This is a genomic window from Phycisphaerae bacterium (assembly GCA_017999985.1).
GTDB lineage: Bacteria > Planctomycetota > Phycisphaerae > UBA1845 > Fen-1342 > JAGNKU01.
In genome coordinates this window covers 183,615-199,921 of the sequence record JAGNKU010000007.1, presented here as the reverse complement: position 1 = coordinate 199,921, position 16,307 = coordinate 183,615, and the positions used below count along the sequence as shown (strand labels likewise).

The following is a 16,307-nucleotide window of genomic DNA, read 5'->3' as shown; positions in this document are numbered from 1 at the left end:
TCGGAATTCACAGAAGGCGGTAGTGTAACCGGAGCGGGCCGCGATGGTAGGGTGCCCGCATCCGTTTCGCAGTGCCAGCGTATAAGAACAGGACGCGCTGCGCGCCGCGCGCCTGTCCGGTCGTGTGGCCTCGTGGTAGGATGCGCCGCCGACGAGATGTGCCCCGGCGCGGTGCGGAACATGACGAGCAGGATCGGGTGGCCGACTATGGCGAGCACGCGGACAGCATTGACTTGGACACTGGGGGCGGGGCTGGTGATGCTGAGCGTCGGTTCGGCCTGGGCTGCCGGCTTCACGCCGCCACCCCCCGTCATAACCACGACGCAGGCCGCGCCGACCGCGCCGGCGGTGACGCCGACCGGGCCGGTCTGGCCCGATCTCGGTTGGTCCACGCTGGCGTGGTTCGCGGCCGTCGCCGTGCTCATGCTTACCATCCAGCCCAAGCCATGGCTGCGGCTGCGGAACCTGGACGCGCTGGTACTCGCCGGGATGTGCCTGCTGCTGGGCCTGCGCGAGGCCAGTGGCACGCCACCGGGCAGCGCCTGCACTTGGCAGTGGTGGGCCCTGCTCGGGCTGACCGGTGCCGTCGTGTATTGGTTCTTGCGCGGGGCCATGCTCCTGCTGGCGCGCGGCGCCGTGCAGTCCGGAGGCATGGTCAGCGGGGGCGTGCGGCTGGTATTGGTGCTGGCCGGCATGGGCCTGGCGATCCAGCAGCTTGCCACCGCGCCACTCACGCCCGGATCACGCGATGGACTCGTCGGTGGCCTGTGCACCGCCGCCACAGGCAAGCTGCCGTACGGTGATGCGACCGATTACGCGGCCCAGTCGCCGCTGTTGTACCTGGTGCACGCCGGCGCTGTGCGCCTGTTGCCGCCAACCTATGACTGGAACGAGGACGCGGCGCCGCAGACGATGACCTGGGAAAACCGGGCGCGCTGGCTGGACAAGCCGTGGCAGGAATACGCTGATCTCGCCGCCGCGCGACTGGTGAACGCGGTGCTGTTCGTCGGCGTGCTGCTGGGAATGTACACGATCGGGAGTCGCTGGCGAGCCGCCGGCAGCGGGTGGCTGATGGTCGCACTGCTGTGCGTCTTTCCCGGCACGCGCGAGTGCCTGACGCGTCCGGACGTGATGTTGCCGGCGCTCTTGCTGACGTGGACACTTGCGTTTGCGCTGTTGCCGTGGCTCGGCGGGTTGCTCGCCTTGCTGACGCTCGTACTCGCGGGCCTCGCGTGGCCGTGGGCGTGGCTCGCGCTGCCGGTGGTGCTGGCGTATCACTGGCGGCGCGGCTGGCAGGCGTTCGGCAGCACGCTCGGACTGCTGGGTGGCCTCGCGGCGATCGTCCTCGGGCTGGCCTGGCTGGTGCAGCCCGCGCTGCCGCGCGCCGACGGCGCGCTCGCCTCCGCCGGCTTCCAGCCGCTCTATGCAGCGCGGCTCACCGACGACCGCACGCTCCTGCTTGACCAGCGTGAAGGACCAGAGCAGATCCCCTCGACCGTGGCGACCGTGCGCCTCTGGCACTGGCTCGTGACGCGCGAGTCGGCGGCGCTAGCGGAGGTTGCCACCGGCCCGGACGCGCTGCGCATTGAATGGCCCAACGGTGTCACCGGGCGCAACGTCCTGTATCGCCAGGTCGCGCCGCAGGGTGACGCTTTGCCGCTGCTGCAGCAGGCCTATCGCGACGCCGTCCGGCAAATGCCGGACTCCACGCGGATCGCCGTCGCGGCCCGCACGGTGCTGGAAGCGACCTGGCTGCCCGCCCGATTCGAGGCCCCACCCGTAACCGGCACCTGGCGGCTCTGGGGCGGGCCGCCCCCGATGACGGGGCGGTGGGTAATCATCCGGCGGATGGTGAAGCTCTCGGTCGCACTGCTGGCCGTCTGGGCGGCGCTGGTGATCTTTGTCGGCGGCCGTACGCAGCCGCGCAACCTGCTGGGCGCGCTGTTGATCACGCTGACCGGCGCGCTGGTCGCCAGCGAGCTGGGCGCCGCCACCAATCTGATCTACCTGCTCCCGCTGATCGCGGCCCTCTGGGCGGTGCACGAACCGGCACCGCCGCCGGCCCGCGTCGTGTCGCTGCCGGCGACGATCCCGCCGGCGGACGGCCCGATCCCGCGCATTACGAATGACCAGGCGATGGGCGGCGCGCCGCGCTGATTGACCGCCGCGTGGCGGCGCGGTATCGGTGTGCCATGCCTGCACACGAAATTATCGTCATCCTCGATTTCGGCAGCCAGTATTCCCAGCTCATCGCCCGCCGGGTGCGTGAGAATCACGTCTACAGCGAGCTGTTGCCGCCCACGACCACGCCCGATCAACTGCGCGCGCTGGGCGTGAAGGGCATCATCCTCTCCGGCGGGCCGGCCAGCGTGTATGCCGCCGGCGCCCCGCGCTGCGACCGCGGCATCTTCGACCTGGGCGTACCCGTCCTCGGCATCTGCTACGGCATGCACCTGGCGTGCGAGCTGCTCGGCGGCCGCGTGCAGGCCGGCCAGACCCGCGAGTACGGCCGCGTCCGGCTGCAGGTGAAGCGGCCCGAAGGGGTGCTCGCGCATCTGCCCTCCGAAGTCTCCGTCTGGATGAGCCACGGCGACGTCGTCACCGAGGTCGCCGACTGCTTCGAAAGCCTGGCCACCACCGCCGGCTGCCCGGTTGCCGCTGTCCGGCACAAATCGTTGCCCGTCTGCGGCGTGCAGTTCCACCCGGAGGTGACGCACACGCCGAACGGCGAGCAGATGATCCGCAACTTCGCGTACGACATCTGCGGCTGCCGGGGCGACTGGCGCGTACAGAACGTCATCGAGCACGCGGTCGAGACGGTCCGCCGGCAAGTCGGCCCACAGGACCGCGTGATCTGTGGCCTGTCGGGCGGCGTGGACAGCAGCGTTACCGCGGCGCTGGTCCACCGGGCGATCGGCGAGCGCCTCATCAACATTTTCGTCGACAACGGCCTGTGTCGGCGAGGTGAGGCCGAAATGGTCAAGCTGACGTTCCAGGATCATTTTGGCATGGAGCTGCACGTAGTCGATGCGCGGCAGCGGTTCCTGAGTCAGCTCGCCGGCGTGCTGGATCCGCAGGAGAAGCGGCGGATCATCGGGCACGAGTTCATCGAGGTCTTCAAGCAGGAGGCGCGGTCGATCCCGGGGGCGCGTTTCCTGGCCCAGGGCACGATCTACCCGGATGTGATCGAGTCCGGCCATGGACCGACCGGGCACTCCGCGGTGATCAAGTCGCACCACAACGTCGGCGGCCTGCCGGCCGAACTCGGCTTCGAGCTGGTCGAGCCGCTGCGGCTGTTGTTCAAGGACGAAGTGCGGCTGGTCGGCGAGGCGCTCGGGCTGCCGGAGACGCTCGTCTGGCGACATCCGTTCCCGGGGCCGGGGCTGGCGGTCCGCATCGCCGGCGACATCACGGAAGAGCGGCTCGAGGTCCTGCGCTCGGCGGATGAGATTCTGCTCGAAGAGCTCCATGCGTCGGGCTGGTATCGCAAGGTCGCGCAGGGCTTTGCAGTGCTCGTGCCGGTCGCGAGCGTCGGCGTGATGGGCGACGGCCGGTCGTACGAGGGGCAGAACGTGATCGTGATCCGCCTGGTGGAGTCGAAGGACTTCATGACGGCGGACTGGGTCCATATCGATTACGCGGTGCTCGCGACGGTGAGCAACCGCATCATCAACGAAGTCCGCGGCGTGAATCGCGTCGCGTACGATGTCTCGAGCAAGCCGCCGAGCACGATTGAGTGGCAGTAGGAAGCTCTCAGCCGTCAGCCGTCAGCTTTCAGCCATCAGCCCTGGGGCCCGCAATCAGAGCCCCGAGCGCAAGCGAGCGGGTCGCGCAGCGCGACGTGTGGCATGGCCGCGCACCAGTCGACGTGAATGGGGTGTCGCGACTGGTCAGTCGTGGACGTACGCCGGGCCGAGTGGCGTTTTGCCGTGGCCATGTCTGCTCGGTCTCGGTGGGGATTGTCTTGGCCTGCGTCGGCCAGCGGAACGCACGGCCGAGGGTCTGTGGCGCGGGTGTGCGTCGGCGGAGTCGATGGGTTGCTTGCGGCAGGGGGGCATTGGACCGTGGCCGTGCCACCCTGGCCGTTCGACGCGCTGGGGGCCCGCAACGCGTCAGCGAGAAGCGGCTGCGCCACCTGGGCGGATTTTCTGCGATTTGCAGTTTTGTTTGCGTCAGTCCACGCCGGATATCGCGTATCTGGTCGGCTGGCACAGGGCGGGCCCTGGAATGAGGGTACCCGCCGGGGTGCAGGGCATGCGTGGGGGCTGCGCTCGCGGCCAACGAGTGTGAACCGCGTGGGTTCACGCTCGAAGCACGTCAGCGGGCAAGTAAACCTGGAGGTGAGCCATGGCGGCGCAGCGAACGACAAGCACAGGAATCTGGCTGGGCCTGGGGGTGGCCCTGCTCGTGTTACCGGTGGCATGGGCCGCGGACAATCTGTACGTGCCGGCCGCCGGTGGCAACTGGAACGTTGCGGCCAACTGGAGCCTCGGGCACTGCCCGAACTCGACCGAGCACGCCAAGATTCTCGTCAGCGGCAACGCCCACAAGTCCGTCATCTACAACTGGACGGACGTCAGCAACTACCAGGGCGTGACCGTCGACGGCAGCGCCGCCGGCTACTATGGGGCGATCTTCCAGTACAGCCAGGTGCTGACCACGACCAATTTGTACCTCAGCTTGAACGGCGACGCCTGGTACTGGATGGAGGGCCCCCCGTTCCTGTGGGTCAACGAGGATCTGTATGTCGGTTACCAAGGGACCCACAACGCGCACTTCTACATGAACACGGTCAATGATCCCAGCGCCGGTCTCTACGTAGGGGATATATGCTACGTCGGGTACAGCGGTCCCGGCGATTTCGACCATACCAATGGCATCGCCGAGGTCTACCGCCTGTACGTCGGCCAGAACGACCCGGGCACCTACATCCTGCGCAACGGTCGCCTGCAGGTGAACAACCAGATCGTCATCGGCAACGGCGATGCCGGCACGTTCGAGCAGCGCAACGGTGAGTTCGAGCAGACCGGAACGAACGGCATCATCATGGGCCTCAACACCGGCGGCGTGGGTACGTACCTGATGAAAGGCGGGGAACTGGATATCGACCACATCTCGCTGGCCTGGAACGGCGACGCCTATTTCACGCAGACCGGCGGAACCGTCACCACGCTGGGCGACATCAACATCGGCTGCCAGGGCACCCACCCCTATCGCACGTGGTACAAGCTCGGCAACACCGACGGCGCCTCGGTCCTGAACGTGGGCGACGATCTGCTCGTCGGCGTGCAGACCCTCGGCAAGTACGAGCAGACGGGGGGGACCGCGACCATCGCCGGCGACCTGGAAATCTGGAAGGGCACGTCCACGAGCGATTACAGCTACGTCTATCTCGGGACCAACGCCGGCCTGCTCGACGTAAACGGCGAGGTCATCAATCATTCCGGGTACTACGACCAGGACGGCGGCGTGATGACGACGTCGCACTTCACGAACGACTCGACTTCCGGCGTCAACGTGGACAACAACGCCGAATTCCGCGCGACCGCGCTCACGCACAACGCGGGCAACTTCACGCTGTGGCGGAACGCGATTGTCCGCGGCGAGCTGGCGTATCCACCCAGCACGTACTGGCTGTGCAACTTCGCCAACAACGCGACGTTCCAGATGGGCAGCGCAGCGTTCAATGGTGGTTCTTTCCGCGGCATCCTGACCAATAACGGCACCTTCAACTACTACCAGGGCGATTTCAGCGGCAGCTCGCTGCTGAACTACGGGACATTTAACAACTACGCGAACTTTACGTGCCGGCGATTCGTCAACTACGCCAACTTCACGCTGAACTCGGATCGCTGGATCACCGCCGACGGGCTGGGCTATGCCAATGCCGTGGAGAACAACGGCACCCTGACCATGTACCCCAGCAGCCATATCGACGTCGGCAACAGCAGCAAGCTGGTCAACAACGGGCCGATGTACGCCGGCGGCCCGGGCGCGACGTACGCGCACGTCTACGGCGACATGGAGAACCACAACTACCTGCTGCCGTGCCACAGCGCCTTGCCGTCGGGCCACCTCTACGTCAACGGCGATTTCACGGCCTACGCGGGGGCCGAGCTGCGCATTCGCATCCACGGCACGGCGCTCGATGATTTCGATCGCCTGTCCGTGCAGGGCACGGCGAACCTGGCGGGTGAGCTGGACGTCCGGCTCACCAGCGGCTTCGTACCGAACCTCGGCGCCAGCTTCGACGTCGTGGGGTACAGTGCCCGCGTCGGCCAGTTCAACCCGGTCTACCTGCCCGCGCTGCCGAGCGGACGCGCGTGGCGCGTGGAGTACACTGCCAACAGCGTGCGGCTCAGGGTGGTCGAGCCGTCAGCGGTGCTCGTGGGCGACCTCAACTGCGACGGCAACGTCGGCTTTGGTGACATCAACCCGTTTGTGCTCTACCTGTCGAACCACAGCACGTGGCTGCTGACGTACCCGGATTGCCCGCCGGAGAATGGCGACATCAACGGCGACGGGAACTATCCGTCGTTCGGTGACATCAACCCGTTCGTGACCCTCCTGAGCAGCGGCGGCTGATCGTCCCGCCACAGCTGGCAACATCTGCGGCCGGCGCCGGGCGCGCGAGCCCGGTGCCGGCCGCGCCACACTAAGCCGTAAATCAGAGCCTCGAGCGCCAGCGAGCGGGTCGCGCAGCGCGAGCCCGGCGCTGCCGCTTCGGGTTCTGATGACCCGCCCGTCCCGGTTGAAACCGTCGGCCATCGCGGGTATCCATGCACGTATGAGTAAGCTGCGTTTCGGCATCTGCGGTCTCGGGTTCATGGGGCGGAATCATTTGGCGCAAGTGCGGGGCAACCCGCACGCGGAGGTCGTCGCCGTCTGCGATCGCGACGCACGCCGGCGGGCCGGCGACTGGCATGATGCCGTTGGCAATCTCAACATCGCCGGCGCGCCGGACGGCCGCGCCGCGCTCGCGGGCGTGACGGCGTACGCTACGACGGAACAACTAGTCGCCGATCCGCGCGTTGACGCCGTGCTCATCGCCCTGCCGACGCCCTTGCACGCGGACGTGGCCGTGACGGCCCTCCACGCGGGCAAGCATGTCCTGTGCGAGAAGCCGATGGCAGGGTGTGTCGCGGATTGCGACCGCATGCTTCAGGCGGCGGCGGCAACGGGGCGAACGCTGATGATCGGCCAATGTATCCGCTTTTGGCCGCATTACGAGACGATCCAGCGCTGCATCGAGGACGGTCGGATCGGCACGGTGCGGTTCATGACGCTGCGGCGTCTCGGCCGCGCGCCCCAGTGGTCCGCGGGCAACTGGCTGCTTGACGGCCGGCAGAGCGGTGGTGCCCTGTTGGATATGCACGTCCACGACGTCGACTTCGCGCAGTATGCGCTGGGCCTGCCGGAAGCGATCCTGGCGCGCGGTACCCGCGGGCCGTCCGGCGAGTTCGATCACGTCAGCGCGCTCTGGAGCTATGCCGGCGGGCGCTACGTGACCATCGAGGGCGGCTGGGTCTCGGCGGCGCCGTGGGGGTTCGAGATGGAGATCACGGTGCACGGCGAGCGCGGCACGCTCGGCTGGGCGTTGTCCCGCGGCGAAAACGTGCTGCTCGATACCGGCGGCGCGGCGCCGGAGGCGCTGCCCGCGAGTGGCGACGCCTACGCACGCCAGCTCGCGTACTTCGTCGAGTGCGTGCAGGCTGGGCGACCGGTCGCGCGCTGCCTGCCCGGGTCAACGCGCAACAGCATCGCGCTGGCGTGGCTCGAACGCCGGTCCATAGAGACGGGGCGGCTCATCGGGGTGTCGGACCGGCTGCGCGCGGCCTGGGACCGGAAATGATCTGCGGGCGGGTGGAGGGGATATCAGACGGAGGTGGGCGCGTCCAGATAAAAGCGCTTCCGCGGGGCGAGCCGCGTCGCGATTGGCCCGAGTCGCCGAGTTGTTGCTTGACCTGTCGGAACCGGTTCCGGATAGAATGAAATGATGAGGCGACGAGTTCTGTTGGTTCTGTGGAGCGTAGTGGTGGCCGGGTGCAGCGCGACCCAGCCCGGCGGCGTGATCTCGAGCGCCGCGGTTCCGGCTCCACCGGTGAACCTCGCGCTGGGGCCATCGGCCGACCACGCGTACTTGGCGACGCTCGGGCCGGTGCGTTCGGACTGGCCGGCGGTGGAGAACGGTTACCGGTTGGATGAGGTGACGTTCTACACGCGGGCGAGTTGCGACGCGCAGTTCCACTTCGACCGGAACAACAGCATCTACCACCAGTCGGAGATGGTACAGACGGGTGTGCACGTCCGCTGAGCGTGATCGCCGGCAGGGGGGCGCATGCACGGCGGGCCAGCGGAGGGTGCCGGCCGGGGCGTCTGGATAAGCTGGACTCTTACGTCTTGTCGGGCCTATACTTTCGCGCGTGGCTGGTTCTGCAGTCGGCCGCCAGCGCGGAAACGGACGTAGGGCCCGACACTTCTTCGGCGCCGCGAACTGAGGAGACCGGGATCCATGTGCACACAAGCGATTCGTGTCATGTCGGTGACGCTGCTGGCGCTGGGGCTCGCGGGATGCGGAATTATCGGAGCTAGCGTGCTGGACCAGTACTGGCTCCGGAACTTGCAGGAGCAAGTTGACGGACTCGAACAGGACTTGCAGGAAGGGCTGGCGAATCCTGGCTTGCCGACGCAGGGGGCGACGGGCCCGACCGGTCCGGCGGGTGCCACCGGGGCGACCGGCCCTGCGGGGCCGACCGGCGCGACGGGGCCGGAGGGCCCGACGGGTCCGGTGGGCCCGACTGGCGCGACCGGACCCGAAGGCGCGGCCGGTGCGACCGGGCCCGAAGGCGCGACGGGTCCAACAGGGCCGGAAGGTCCGAGCGGCCCCACCGGGCCGGAAGGCGATCCGGGGGTGCTCGCCCGGGCCCAGATCAGTGCGGCCGGCACCAACCTGACGCTGCCGAACAACGTGACGTCGTACCGCGAAGCGACCGGCAAGTACCGGCTGACCGTGGAGCTGCCGGACTCGTTTGACCCTTCACTGTACCAGTTGGGCGACTATCCAGTCAGCGTGACCCCGCACCCGGTGTTCTTCAACCCGGATGCGGACGCGGAGATGCTGGTGGTGGCAGTTCAACCACTGGAGACGGATGCCGATCCGATGACGCTGGAGTTCCGCGTTCACATTCGTTATGTGACGACGCAGCAGTACCGTAATTCGGCCTTCAGCTTCGTATTGTTGCAGCCGTAGGGACGGCTGAGATCGTCTGTCGCGTCCTGCGGGCGGTACACTCCATCTGGGGTTGTGCCGCCCGTCCCTTTGCGCCGGTTCAGTGCGGCTCCGGTGACGGGGCGCGGCGATAGATGAAGACCGGCTTGTCCGCCCACGCGATGGGCGTGTCGCTTGAGGGGACCGGGTAGCGCGCCACGAGCTTGTAGTCGGACTGCCACCAGGCGCCGGTGTGGACGTGGTCGTTGTCGGCGGTGAACACGAGCCACGCGGGGAGCGCGCCGCGGTCGAGATCGGCCGGCGCGGTCGGCGGCAGCCACAGTACGCGGCGTGTGGCGAAGTCGAGCGGCGGGACGGCGTAGGGGGCAGGCTCCTGAAGCACGCCGACGACGTCGTCGGGGGCCACTTGCGCGACGAGGTAACGGGCGGCGAGCAGACGCGACTCGTGTTCGCCACGGGCGTCGCGCGCGAAGGCGCGGATATAGGCCGGCGTGCCCAGCGTCGCGAGCATGGCCAGCGTGAGCAACAGGCCGAGAATCGGCCGGCGACGCCCGACGCTCGCGATGAATCCGGCGGCGGCGACGTTCAGCAGAAGGACTGGGAGGATGAGGAAGCGCGCGAACTCGGCGGGCTTGTTGGCGCCGAGCAGAATGCAGAGGGCGAGCATGCCAAGTCCGCAGACGGCACCGAGCACGGTGACGCCGCAGCGCCGCCGCAGCATGAGCACCATTCCGAGCGTGCCGAGAATGGGGACGCCGTAGCCGGCTCCTGCGACGAGCAGTTCAGCGACGCGCACGGCACCTTGCGGCGCCTGGCGGATCTGGTCGCGGTACATCGCGGTCGAGTTCCCGATGTTGCTGGTCAGGGCGGACCGGCCGCGTAGCCAGTTGTAGGGCACGTACGGATTCGTGATGACGTAGACCGCCAGCGCGAGTACGCCGGCGGCGAGCACTTCGAGCAGCGTGCGGCGTCGGTTCACGCTTGGCAGCAGCAGCAGCACCGGCCAGAGCAGGGCGGCGGCGAGGCCGGTGAGGACCAGGCCGAATGCGTAGCCGGCCTGCCAGCCCAGGTGAAGCGCGTCGCGCCAGCGTCCACGCCCGCGGTAGCGCAGCGCGCTCAGCGTGGCCCAGAGGATCATGGCGGCGGACGGCAGATGCGGCTTGGCTTCGAGCGCCGCGGTGATGAAGACGGGGCAACCGGCGACGCTGACGAGCGCGATCCAACCGGCCGCGCGGCCGCCGGCGCGGCGCGCGAGTTGGTAGACGGCAGCGAGGGCGAGCGCGCCGAAGAGCAGCGAGATGCAGCGCGCGACGATGAAGAAGCGGCCGAAGGCGTCGGGGTGCTCGAGGTAGAAGCCGAGGTTGGAGGTCAGGTGGATGAGGTGCGTGACCGCGGCCGCGCCGAGGGCGGCGCCCACGAGGTAGATGTAGCCGCCGCCGTACTGGTAGAGGCGGGGGTCGAAGTCCAGCTCGCGCGGGTGCATGCGCTGCAGGGCGCGAAAAATGATCATCTCGTCGGGCTGGCGCGAGAAGAGGCGATAGCGGCGGAGAATTTCCGCGCGGCCCGCATCGTCCGCGGTCAGGTCGACGATCTGCGTGCGGTTCGCGAGCGGGTTCAGGTCCGTGTCGGCGCCGGCGTCGCGCGCGGCGAGCTGGGCGGCGGTGTCCGCGGCGTTGAAGCGCGCGGTGGGCCACGCGGGCTGGCCGCCGAAGAGCAGGTCGTCGTGGCGTGAAGTGGGCAGGCCCCAGGTGAGCAGCGGTGCCATGAGGAGCAGCCAGAGCAGGATGACGCGCGCGGGGCCACCGCGCCGGCGTCGGCGGCGAACGGGTCGCGCGGTAGGTGGCTCAGCTTGCATGACGGGCCAGCAGGATGTCGAGGATGCCCAGCAATCCGAGGACAAGGCCGACGATGCCGTTGACCGTGAAGAAGGCGACGTTCACGCGGCGCAGATCGCGCGGGCTGACCAAGGCGTTTTCCACGATCAGCAGCATAGCGACCAGCGCGACGCCCGCGTAGTAGAGCGCGCCCAGCCCGCCGGTCCAGCCGGTGCCGAGCAGGGCGGCGACCGTCACGACGTGAAACGCGCGCGCCAGCCAGAGCGCAGCCGCGGTGCCCCAGCGAGCCGGCACGCTGTACAGGCCGGCACTGCGATCGAAGTCCACGTCCTGACAGGCGTAGATGAGGTCGAAGCCGGCGATCCAGAGCGCGACCGCGACCAGCAGCAGCCACGCGGGCGGGCCGAGCGTCTCGGGGCGGATTGCGAGCCACGCCGCCACGGGCGCGAACGCGATCCCCGCGCCGAGGACGACGTGCGACCACGTGGTGAACCGCTTCGTGTACGAGTAGCCGCACAGCCAGGCGAGGATGGGCAGACACAGACGCAACGGCCACGTGTTGTGGTCAAGCCACCAGAAACCGGCGCACGCGAGCGCGAAGAGCGCACTGGCGAGGACGAAGAACGTCCAGGCCACGGGCACCGAGATCGTGCCACGCGGGAGGGGACGCGCCGCGGTGCGCGGGTTGCGCGCGTCGAACGCGGCGTCGGCGAGGCGATTGAACGTCATGGCGGCACTGCGGGCCGCGACCATGCAGACGATGATGAGCGTCAACTGCGACCAGCGTGGCAACTCCGGCCGGGCGGCCAGAAACGTCGCCAGCAGTGCGAACGGCAGGGCGAACACCGAGTGGGCGAGCTTGATCATCTCCGCCCACGTCTGCAGGCTGGCGGGCAGCGTCGGCATGCCTCACTCCGGCGGGGCGGGCTGGGCGCGGTGGCGGGCCGGCGACGGGTCCCAACGCGTGTCCAAGGCGTGCGGCAGGCCGAGCAGATCGAGCACGCGGCCGACGACGAAGTCCACGAGCGCGGCGATGGACGTGGGCCGCAGGTAGAAACCGGGGCACGCCGGGCAGACGACCCCGCCGGCCTGGCTGAGGCGGAGCATGTTGGCGAGTTCGATTTGGCCGAGCGGCATTTCGCGCGGGACGACGACGAGTCGGCGGGCCTCCTTGAGCGTAACCAGTGCGGCGCGGGTGATCAGGTTGTCCGCGAGGCCGGTCGCCACCGCGGCCAGCGTGTTGCTGCTGCACGGGCAGATGACCATGCCGGCGGTGGGAAACGAGCCGCTGGCGATGACCGCGCCGATGTCGCGGTAGGGATGCAGCGTGACGGCCGGCGTGGGCGCGCCCAGAAGGGCCGCGGGGTCGGGCGTCCGCAGGTCGAGCTCGTCGGCCAGGACGCGCTGGCCGTGCGGCGAGACGACGAGGTGCACGTGGGCGTCGGCGGCGACGAGCGCCTGGGCCAGCCGGCGCGCGTAGACGGCGCCGCTGGCGCCGGTGATGGCCATCACGATGGGTTTCATGGCGGCTCCGTGGGCCGGCTGCTGGTTTCGGACCGGGGTTCAAGGATGCGGAGGCGTTCGCGCGCGCGGGTGGCCCAGCAGGTGTCCTCGAAGCGCGTCGCGACTTCGCGCATGCGGGCGATGCCGGCGGCGCGGCGGGCCTCATCGCCGCCGAAGCCCTGGAGTTCAAGGTCGGCCAGCTCGAACATCGCCTGCGGCAGCGCATCGCCGGTCGGAAAGCGCTGGATACAGGCGAGCAGGCCGGCAGCGCGCGTTTCGCGTTTGGGCGCGGCGCTGGCCCAGCGGACGACGAGGTTGTCGTACAGCAGGCTGTCGGGGTATTGCGCTGCGACGTACTGCAACTGGCCGCGATAGCCGGCGCGGTGGGGATCGAGCGCGGACAGGGCCCGGAGCGGCGCGACGCCGTAGCGGGGGTCGTCCCGGTTGGCCAGGAGCAGTTCGCGGAGGCGCCGGGCCTCGAAGTGATCCTGGTCCGGATCGAAATCGAGGCTGGTCTCGGGCGGCGTGGTGTGGAGCAGCGGCCGGGGTCGCGCGCGCACGTCGGTGGTGGGCTCCGGCTCGGTGGCCGCGGCGGGCGGTGGCGCGAGGACGGCGAGCGCCCCGTCCACGTCGCCCTTGCGCGTGCGGAGCTGCGCGACGCGGTTGCGGGCGGCGACGGCCAGCACTGAGTCCGGGTACTGGGTGAGCAGGTTGGTCCAGACGGGCTCGGACTCGAGGTGCGGGAAGTCGGTGTACAGTTCGCGCTGCGCGGTTTCGCCGATGAGGGTGCGCTCGTCGAGGCGCGTGTCAAGCGCGCGGGCCTGGATGAACAGCGCGCAAGGCACGTAGCGACTGGTGGGGTGGTCGGCGATGAAGTCCTTGCAGGCGTCGTAGGCCTCGCGGCGGTCGTCCATCAGGTCGAGGAGCAGGCGGCGCAGGACACGGCGTTTCAGGGCCGTCTGCTCCTGGGGGTCGGCACTCCAGATCGCGAGCAGGGCGCTGCGGCGCGGCTCGCGCTCCAGGCCGGGCGTGGTCCAGTGGTGCAGCAGCGTGAGGATGGTGTCGGTCGCGTCGCGCACGGGCTCGAAGCGCTCAGAGCGCGGGCCGTACTTGGATTCGAGCACGCGGTAGTGCAGCTCGTCGACGCCGACATAGGCATGGAAGAGGATCGCGGGCGTGGCGAACATGACTGCGATGACGGGCGCAACGGCGCCGGGACGGTAGTTGACGAGGCGCGCGGCGAAGATGATGGCGGCCATCATCATGCACGCGGCGAGGATCGCGAGCAGCCAGGGCGCGGCCAGCAGCAGCTTGCGCTCCGGCGAGAGGCTCGCACTGACGGTATCGCCCGGGCCGCGCGTGGCGAGGAACAGGTACAGCAGTACGGGGAGCATGGCCACCAGCGCGGAACCGAAGCGGAACGACATCCGGAACGGCCGCACCGAGGCCAGCACGCAACTGCCGAGCAGCGTGATCGCCATCCAGGGCAGGTGCCCCAACAGCAGTACCGCCAGGATGAACGGCAGCGCGCAACTGAAGCGATACAGGATCGAGACAGAGATCGGGACAGCCACCATCGCGGCCATGAGCAAGCCGATCACCACGCCGTGAATGGGCGTCTGATCGACGCTGATGGGGAACAGGATGAAGTCGTAGAGGTTCTGCGTCTGGGAGCCCCAGAAGCGCAGCGGGCCCAAGTACGTCTCCGGGTGGAAATTGAACAGCACGCCGTCGTGCAGCCAGTACGTGAAAATGCACAGGCCGCAGAAGAGCAGGAAATTAAAGGCCAGGGAGGCCACGGCGCGGATGCGGTACTTGCGGGCCGTCCACGACCAGACGTCGCTGATCACCGGCGTGTGGCTGGGCCGGGGTACGGCCGCCTCCGCCGCGGGTGCCGCGGCCGGCGGAACGTCGCTGGCCGGTTTTTCAGCCGTCGTGTCGGGCATGGTGAGCATGCTACCCGGGCGGAGCGGGGTTGCAACGCTGCGCGGCCGGTCAAAGCCGGCAGTCGTAGATCAGTACGGCGGGTTCGCCGGTGGGCGTGCGGATGCTGGCGGCCGGCGGGCCGTACGCGTCCTGGTCGGGACGGGCGAAGATGACGACGCGGTCGGGGCGGTCGTTGGCGCGCAGCTCCGCGAGCACGGCGGCGCGCGCCGCGCCGTCGACGAAGTAGAAGCGCCCGTAGCGACGATAGTGGTCCCATGCACCGGTCGTATCGACCTCGCGCGGCTCGGTGTGCCAGGCGTGCGGGTCATGGCCGAGCGCGACGAGCATGACGATGTAAGGTGTGTAGCCGGGGTTGGGGCCGGCGGCAAAGCAGATCACGGCGTCGACGTCCGACAGCCGCGGGCGCAGCCAGGCGCAGGCGGAGACGAGATCGGTGTGCGTGCCGTAGTAGACGGGCAGTTGCCGGGCCCGGGCTTGAAAATACGCCTGCAGCACCGCGACGGTCTGGGGGACGATGATGGCCAGCAGACCGATGACGGCCACGGCCAGGGAAGCGCGCAGGCGGCGCCGCGCGAGTGCACCGAGCGTGGCGGTGAGCCCGAGGGCGGCCAGCAGGACGAGCGGCCAGAGACCGGCGGTGCTGCGCAGAGCGTGCAGGCTGATGTGCCAGTTCAGCGCGTCGCCGACGGGAAAGAGCACGACTCCGACCAGCAGCAGGCGCACCGCGGGCGAGCGGCGCCAGCGCGCCACACACACTCCGACGCCCAGCGCCAAAAGCGGCGCGTAGTACCAGGGCAGGAATCCGAAGGGTACGGTCCACGCGGTCTCATCGGCGTCGCCGGCCGCGAAGAGGAAGTCGGGCGCGAAGTGACTGGCGTGGCGCGCGAGCACCTTGGCGACGCGCGTGGCAGGCGGATCGTCGGGTGACCAGATCCACGTAGTCTGCCCCCGCTTGCCGATCGCCTCCGGGTGCAGAACGTGCATGGTCGCCAGCGGACCCGCGGTGGCGGCCAGTGTGAGCACATACGCGACCAGTGTTCGTCGTCCGCCGCGTGCGGTCAGCAAGGCGTACCAGGAGCGCCAGGTCACGGCCATACTGGCCGCGAGAAACGCGGGCAGGAACAGCCGAACGGCCGGGTAGCCGTAACAACACAGGCCGGTGAGCAGGCCGGCGAGTGCGGCGCGGCGGGGGCGGGGTGTGGCGTCGCGGTCGCTGCCGGGCAGGCCCGCCCACAGCAGCGCCGCCAGCGGCGCGAGGGTGAGGAGCGGATTCAGGGCCGCCTCGTGTCCCCAGCGCGTCAGTTGGATGTGCGTGGGGTTGATGGCCAGCAGGGCGGCCGCGGCCAGCCCGGTGGCGGGCCCGAACAGGCGGCGGCCGACGTGGTAGAGCAGCCCGACCGTGAGCAGGCCGGCGAGGGCCGCGGGCAGACGCATGGTCCAGGTGTTCATGCCGGCGAGAGCCTGGAACGGCAGCAGCGTGTACATGAAGAGCGTGCTGCGATTCTCGCCGAGGGCGCGGGTGTAGAAGATCGGCCAGGAGACGCCGGCCTGGTCACGCCCCGTGTGCAGCAGGCAGTATGCGTTCCACGCGTTGACGGCCTCGTCCTGGTGCAGGCCGGGTGGGACCTCATCGAGGGCGGCCAGGCGCAGCAGGCCGGCGCCGAGCAGTACGACCAACAGCATGCACCGCACGTGCCAGGCGGACATCGAAGCGGAGTCGCTCGCCAGCATGCGGGGATGCTACCCGGCTTCGGATAACGAGTGAACGGCGAGCGGCGCAAAGAACAGCCTCC

11 protein-coding genes are annotated in these 16,307 nt (G+C 69.1%); 6 read left to right on the top strand and 5 right to left on the bottom strand.

Features of this window, described 5'->3' with window-relative positions:
* Positions 1 to 180 precede the first annotated feature (180 nt).
* The 6 genes from KA383_11305 to KA383_11280 all read left to right on the top strand — a co-directional run bounded on the left by KA383_11305 (position 181) and on the right by KA383_11280 (position 9,250).
* On the top strand, positions 181 to 2,157 hold the full coding sequence (locus KA383_11305) for a hypothetical protein (protein MBP7746707.1): 1,977 nt from the start codon (positions 181 to 183) through the stop codon (positions 2,155 to 2,157).
* Positions 2,158 to 2,192: 35 nt separating this feature from the next.
* Entirely contained in the window at positions 2,193 to 3,746 is a 1,554-nt protein-coding gene (gene guaA / locus KA383_11300) for a glutamine-hydrolyzing GMP synthase (GenBank protein MBP7746706.1), read from the top strand.
* A gap of 601 nt (positions 3,747 to 4,347) precedes the next feature.
* Positions 4,348 to 6,585 carry a hypothetical protein gene (locus tag KA383_11295; GenBank protein ID MBP7746705.1) on the top strand — a complete coding sequence of 746 codons (2,238 nt, stop codon included), beginning with the start codon at positions 4,348 to 4,350 and terminating at the stop codon, positions 6,583 to 6,585.
* Between the two features lie 202 nt (positions 6,586 to 6,787).
* Positions 6,788 to 7,852 (top strand): Gfo/Idh/MocA family oxidoreductase, encoded by a 1,065-nt coding sequence (locus KA383_11290; protein MBP7746704.1) that lies wholly within the window; start codon positions 6,788 to 6,790, stop codon positions 7,850 to 7,852.
* A 144-nt stretch (positions 7,853 to 7,996) separates the two neighbouring features.
* Entirely contained in the window at positions 7,997 to 8,314 is a 318-nt protein-coding gene (locus KA383_11285; protein MBP7746703.1) for a hypothetical protein, read from the top strand.
* 198 nt (positions 8,315 to 8,512) lie between these two features.
* A complete protein-coding gene (locus tag KA383_11280) occupies positions 8,513 to 9,250 on the top strand; it encodes a collagen-like protein (GenBank protein ID MBP7746702.1) in 738 nt (245 codons plus the stop codon).
* Positions 9,251 to 9,329: 79 nt separating this feature from the next.
* Here KA383_11280 and KA383_11275 read toward each other — a convergent pair whose 3' ends face one another.
* From KA383_11275 to KA383_11255, 5 genes are all read right to left on the bottom strand, one after another.
* The gene (locus KA383_11275; protein MBP7746701.1) at positions 9,330 to 10,994 is read right to left on the bottom strand and encodes a glycosyltransferase family 39 protein; all 1,665 of its coding nucleotides are present in this window, start codon (positions 10,992 to 10,994) and stop codon (positions 9,330 to 9,332) included.
* Between the two features lie 79 nt (positions 10,995 to 11,073).
* Entirely contained in the window at positions 11,074 to 11,970 is an 897-nt protein-coding gene (gene ubiA / locus KA383_11270; protein MBP7746700.1) for a putative 4-hydroxybenzoate polyprenyltransferase, read from the bottom strand.
* Between the two features lie 3 nt (positions 11,971 to 11,973).
* A complete protein-coding gene (locus tag KA383_11265; protein ID MBP7746699.1) occupies positions 11,974 to 12,588 on the bottom strand; it encodes a UbiX family flavin prenyltransferase in 615 nt (204 codons plus the stop codon).
* Positions 12,585 to 14,513, bottom strand: coding sequence for a hypothetical protein (locus tag KA383_11260; GenBank protein MBP7746698.1), 1,929 nt, complete (start codon positions 14,511 to 14,513; stop codon positions 12,585 to 12,587). The genes KA383_11265 and KA383_11260 overlap by 4 nt, the downstream gene beginning before the upstream one ends.
* 49 nt (positions 14,514 to 14,562) lie before the next feature.
* Positions 14,563 to 16,197 (bottom strand): glycosyltransferase family 39 protein, encoded by a 1,635-nt coding sequence (locus tag KA383_11255; GenBank protein MBP7746697.1) that lies wholly within the window; start codon positions 16,195 to 16,197, stop codon positions 14,563 to 14,565.
* Positions 16,198 to 16,307 lie beyond the last annotated feature (110 nt).

Excerpts from the sequence above, each read along its gene's own strand:
- KA383_11305 (MBP7746707.1), top strand. The coding sequence starts at position 181 with ATGACGAGCAGGATCGGGTGGCCGACTATGGCGAGCACGCGGACAGCA.
- guaA (MBP7746706.1), top strand. The coding sequence starts at position 2,193 with ATGCCTGCACACGAAATTATCGTCATCCTCGATTTCGGCAGCCAGTAT.
- KA383_11295 (MBP7746705.1), top strand. The coding sequence starts at position 4,348 with ATGGCGGCGCAGCGAACGACAAGCACAGGAATCTGGCTGGGCCTGGGG.
- KA383_11290 (MBP7746704.1), top strand. The coding sequence starts at position 6,788 with ATGAGTAAGCTGCGTTTCGGCATCTGCGGTCTCGGGTTCATGGGGCGG.
- KA383_11285 (MBP7746703.1), top strand. The coding sequence starts at position 7,997 with ATGAGGCGACGAGTTCTGTTGGTTCTGTGGAGCGTAGTGGTGGCCGGG.
- KA383_11280 (MBP7746702.1), top strand. The coding sequence starts at position 8,513 with ATGTGCACACAAGCGATTCGTGTCATGTCGGTGACGCTGCTGGCGCTG.
- KA383_11275 (MBP7746701.1), bottom strand. The coding sequence starts at position 10,994 with ATGGCACCGCTGCTCACCTGGGGCCTGCCCACTTCACGCCACGACGAC.
- ubiA (MBP7746700.1), bottom strand. The coding sequence starts at position 11,970 with ATGCCGACGCTGCCCGCCAGCCTGCAGACGTGGGCGGAGATGATCAAG.
- KA383_11265 (MBP7746699.1), bottom strand. The coding sequence starts at position 12,588 with ATGAAACCCATCGTGATGGCCATCACCGGCGCCAGCGGCGCCGTCTAC.
- KA383_11260 (MBP7746698.1), bottom strand. The coding sequence starts at position 14,513 with ATGCCCGACACGACGGCTGAAAAACCGGCCAGCGACGTTCCGCCGGCC.
- KA383_11255 (MBP7746697.1), bottom strand. The coding sequence starts at position 16,197 with ATGCTGTTGGTCGTACTGCTCGGCGCCGGCCTGCTGCGCCTGGCCGCC.